This is a genomic window from Streptomyces sp. DvalAA-14, from assembly GCF_900091855.1.
GTDB lineage: Bacteria > Actinomycetota > Actinomycetes > Streptomycetales > Streptomycetaceae > Actinacidiphila.
Map to the genome: position 1 here is coordinate 1 of NZ_FMCH01000405.1, position 4,111 is coordinate 4,111.

At 73.2% G+C, this 4,111-nt stretch carries 3 protein-coding genes and 1 pseudogene; 3 read left to right on the forward strand and 1 reads right to left on the reverse strand.

Annotated features, from left to right (window positions below; genetic code table 11):
• Nucleotides 1-32 precede the first annotated feature (32 nt).
• Both lnt and GA0115240_RS21415 read left to right on the forward strand, forming a co-directional pair.
• A pseudogene (lnt, locus tag GA0115240_RS21410) lies at nucleotides 33-1,632 on the forward strand (apolipoprotein N-acyltransferase).
• Nucleotides 1,629-2,399 carry a polyprenol monophosphomannose synthase gene (locus tag GA0115240_RS21415; RefSeq protein WP_093738629.1) on the forward strand — a complete coding sequence of 257 codons (771 nt, stop codon included), beginning with the start codon at nucleotides 1,629-1,631 and terminating at the stop codon, nucleotides 2,397-2,399. Before lnt ends, GA0115240_RS21415 begins: the two are co-directional and overlap by 4 nt.
• Before the next feature lie 39 nt (nucleotides 2,400-2,438).
• Here the strand turns inward: GA0115240_RS21415 and GA0115240_RS21420 are convergent, their stop codons facing one another.
• Nucleotides 2,439-3,320, reverse strand: coding sequence for a hypothetical protein (locus GA0115240_RS21420; protein ID WP_256069916.1), 882 nt, complete (start codon nucleotides 3,318-3,320; stop codon nucleotides 2,439-2,441).
• Between the two features lie 102 nt (nucleotides 3,321-3,422).
• Here GA0115240_RS21420 and fxsA point away from each other — a divergent pair, with 102 nt between their 5' ends.
• On the forward strand, nucleotides 3,423-4,064 hold the full coding sequence (fxsA, locus tag GA0115240_RS21425; RefSeq protein WP_237555080.1) for an FxsA family membrane protein: 642 nt from the start codon (nucleotides 3,423-3,425) through the stop codon (nucleotides 4,062-4,064).
• Nucleotides 4,065-4,111 lie beyond the last annotated feature (47 nt).

A 4,111-nucleotide genomic window follows, 5' to 3' on the forward strand; every position in this document is an offset into this window, starting at 1 on the left:
CCGCCGGGCAGACCGGCACGCGGCCCGCCGCCGTGGCCGCCGCGCCGGGGCGGGCCACGCGGCGCCGGAGGTTCGCCGCGACCTGCCGCAGGGCCGCGCCCAGTACCCGCCGTGGCCGTCGTGTTCGGGCTCGCGCTGACCCTCGCCTTCCCGCCGTACGACATCTGGCCGCTGTCGATCGTCGCGGTCGCCGCGCTGTCGCTGCTGATGCGCGGCCGGACCGTCGGCCAGGGCGCCTGGCTCGGTTTCGCCTTCGGGCTGCCGTTCTTCATCTGGCTGCTGTCCTGGCTGAACGTGGTCGGCTGGGACGCCGTGGTGGGCCTGTCCGCCATCGAGGCGGCGTTCCTGGCCGCGCTGGGCGCCTGCCTGGTGCTCAGCCAGAAGCTGCCCTGGTGGCCGCTGTGGGCCGCCTGCCTGTGGGTGACCGAGGAACTCGCCCGGGACCGGCTGCCGTTCGGCGGCTTCCCCTGGGGGCGGCTTGCCTTCGCCAACACCGGCTCGCCCTACACCCCGCTCGCCGCGCTCGGCGGCGCCCCGCTGGTCACCTTCGCGGTGGCCCTCAGCGGCACGCTGCTGGCCGCGGCGGCCCTCGCCGCCCTCGACCTGCGCCGGCGGCCCCGCGGGCGCCGTGGCGTCCTCACAGCGGTCGGCGCGCTCGCCCTGTCCGCGGCGGTCCTGCTGGGCGGACTGCTGGTGCCGGTGCCCACCAATGCCACCGACCACGTCCGCATCGCCGTGGTCCAGGGCAATGTGCAGCAGCCCGGGCTGCACTTCCTCGGCCGCCCGATGATGATCCTCGACAACCACGTCAAGGCCACCCTCAAGCTCGCCGCCGACATCAAGGCCGGCCGGGTGCCCAAGCCGGACCTGGTGCTGTGGCCGGAGAACTCCTCCGACCTCGACCCGTTCACCAACCCGGCCGCGTACGACAAGATCACCCAGGCCGTCCAGGCGGTCGGCGTCCCCGTCCTGGTGGGCGCGCTGGTGGACGGCCCGGACAAGGACCACGTCCAGAACGAGGGCATCGTCTGGGACCCGGTCACCGGCCCCGGCGCCCACTACACCAAGCAACACCCGGTGCCCTTCGGCGAGTACGTGCCCTACCGCAAGGAACTCACCAAGGTCATCAGCCGGCTGAACGAGATCCCGCGTGACTTCTACCCCGGCAAGGGCACCGGCGTGCTGCAGATCGGCCCGGCCAAACTGGGCGACGTGATCTGCTTCGAGGTGGCCTACGACGGCATCGTCCGCGACACGGTCAACGCCGGCGCCCGCGCCATCGTCGTGCAGACCAACAACGCCACCTACGGCCGCACCGGCCAGCCGGAACAGCAACTGGCCATGTCCCGGCTGCGCGCGGTCGAGCACGGCCGGGCCGTGGTGACCGCCGCGACGAGCGGGATCAGCGCGATCGTGGCGCCCGACGGAAAGGTCGAGCAGCGCAGCGCCGAGTTCACCCAGCAGGTCCTCAGCGCCGACATTCCGCTGCGCGACGAGAAGACCGTGGCGGATCGGGTCGGTGCGGCTCCGGAGTGGACTCTCGCTATGGTTGGGCTCCTGTCCTGCGCGGCCGCGGTCGCGATCGGCAGGCGCGAGCGGACACGCATGACAAAGGGGCAGAGGCAGCAGTGACAGCGAACGACGGCGAGCAGCGGAGTTACGGTCCGCTCGGCAAGGTCCTCGTCATCATCCCGACCTACAACGAGGCCGAGAACATCAGGCCGATCGTCCAGCGGGTCCGGGAGTCGGTGCCGGACGCCCACGTCCTGGTCGCGGACGACAACAGCCCGGACGGCACCGGCAAACTGGCCGACGAACTGGCCCATGGCGACGAGCACGTGCACGTCCTGCACCGGCAGGGCAAGGAGGGCCTCGGCGCCGCCTATCTGGCCGGCTTCCGGTGGGGCATCGACGAGGGGTACGGCGTCCTGGTCGAGATGGACGCCGACGGCTCGCATCAGCCGGAGGAACTGCCGCGGCTGCTCACCGCCCTCAAGAGCGCCGACCTGGTGCTGGGCTCGCGCTGGATCTCCGGCGGCCGGGTGGTCAACTGGCCCAAGTCCCGCGAGATCCTCTCCCGCGGCGGCAGCACGTACTCGCGTTTCATGCTCGACGTGCCGATACGCGACGTCACCGGCGGCTACCGGGCCTTCCGCAAGGAGACCCTGGAGGGCCTGGGCATGGCCGAGGTCGCCTCGGCCGGCTACTGCTTCCAGGTCGACCTGGCCTGGCGCGCGGTCAAGGCGGGCTTCCACGTGGTCGAGGTGCCCATCACCTTCGTGGAGCGGGAGCGCGGCGACAGCAAGATGAGCCGCAACATCGTGGTCGAGGCGCTGTGGCGGGTCACGGCGTGGGGCGTGGGAGCCCGCGCCGCGAAGATGACCGGCCGCAAGGACTGAGCGGCGCCCGCACCGGACACGTACGGGGCCGGGCCGTCATCACTTCAGGATGTTGACGGCCCGCGCCACCACCAGCACGACGGTGAGCAGCGACACCGCCGCCTGCACCAGCATCAGCGCCTTGACGGTGCGCGTCACCGGCATCACATCGGTGGGGCTGAAGGCCGTGGAATTGGTGAAGGACAGGTAGAAGTAGTCCAGGAAGGCCGGCTCCCACTGCGGCGGGGCCAGTTCGGGCGACTGCATCTGCACGAAGAGGAAGTCCGGCACCGGATGCTCCCCGTGGGCGCGCGCCGCCGGGCCGCCCCGGTCCAGCTCCCAGTAGAGCAGCGCGAAGATCACCGTGTTGACCAGCCAGATCCCGCCGCCGGTCAGCAGCAGGCTCCGCGCCGAATCCCCCTCGGTGCCGCCGACCAGGCCGGAGATCAGCCGGACCGCGGAGTACGCGTTGGCGCCGCCGATGGTCAAGGTCAGCGTCAGACTCAGCATCCGGTAGACGGGCGAGCGGCGCTCGATGCGGTGCGGATTGAGCACCGTCAGGCAGATCAGCAGCGCGAACTCGACGACGGGCATCAGCAGCCGCGGCTGTACCGACACCCGGGCGGGCAGCGTCAGCTGGATCGCCAGCACCGCCAGTACGGCGCAGGTGGCCGCCCACCGCGGTTCACCCCGGGTGACCCGCCGCCAGGCCGGGAACAGCCGCTGCTCGGCCCCGGCGAACTCGTGGCCGCGGCCCGCGCCGAGCAGCAGCGCCTCGATCCGGGCCAGGCGGTCGGCGATCTGCTGGCGCGGGCTGTCGGACGGGCCCGCGGGTGGGACGGGCCCACCGCCGTCGCCCGCCGGATCCGGGCCCGGGTTGGGGCCCGGCGTGGCGGGGCGGTGCGCGAAGGGCTGGTCCTGGCCGTCGGAAGGGTGTGTCACGTCGGTCATCGTGACGTCCGGTGACCGTCCGCGTCCACCCGCGGGCCGCGCGCACCCACCCTCCCTTTACCGTGTCTTGGCAGGCTGCGGCACACTTGTCGTATGACGATGAGCACACCGCCCCCCGGGGGCCCGCAGTCGGCCGACCGGCCCAAACGGCGGCGTCCGCGCGCCCGGACCGTGGTGCCGCTGGCGGTCGCGGTCTGGGCGGTGCTGGAGATCTGGCTGCTCGTCGTGGTGGCCGAGGCGACCAACGGATTCGTCGTCCTGCTGTGCCTGCTGGCCGGCCTGGTCCTGGGCGCGTCGGCGGTGAAGCGGGCCGGGCGCAGCGCCTGGCGGAATCTGACCGCGACGGTGCAGCGGCAGCAGCGGGCCGCGGGCGGGGCCGGGACCGCGGAGGGCGAGGAGCAGGCCGCCGCGCCGGGAGGCAGCCGTAACGGACTGCACATGCTCGGCGGCCTGCTGCTGATCATCCCCGGCTTCCTCTCGGACGCGCTGGCCCTGCCGCTGCTCTTCCCGCCCACCCGCAAGCTGATCGGCAGGGGACTGGACCGCTCGATCGCCCGCCGGGTCGCGGCGCCGGCCGCGCCGGGCTCGCTGGGTGACGTCTTCCAGCAGGCCCGCGAGGCCGACGAGCAGGCCCGGATGCACCGCCCGGACGGCAAAGTCATCCGCGGCGAGGTGGTCGACCCCGACAAGCGGCACGACGGCCCGCAGGACGGGCGCGACGACCGGCGGGACTGAGCGGCGCGCGGCCGGCGGGCGGGGCCGGGCGCCGCGCGGCCGGCTGG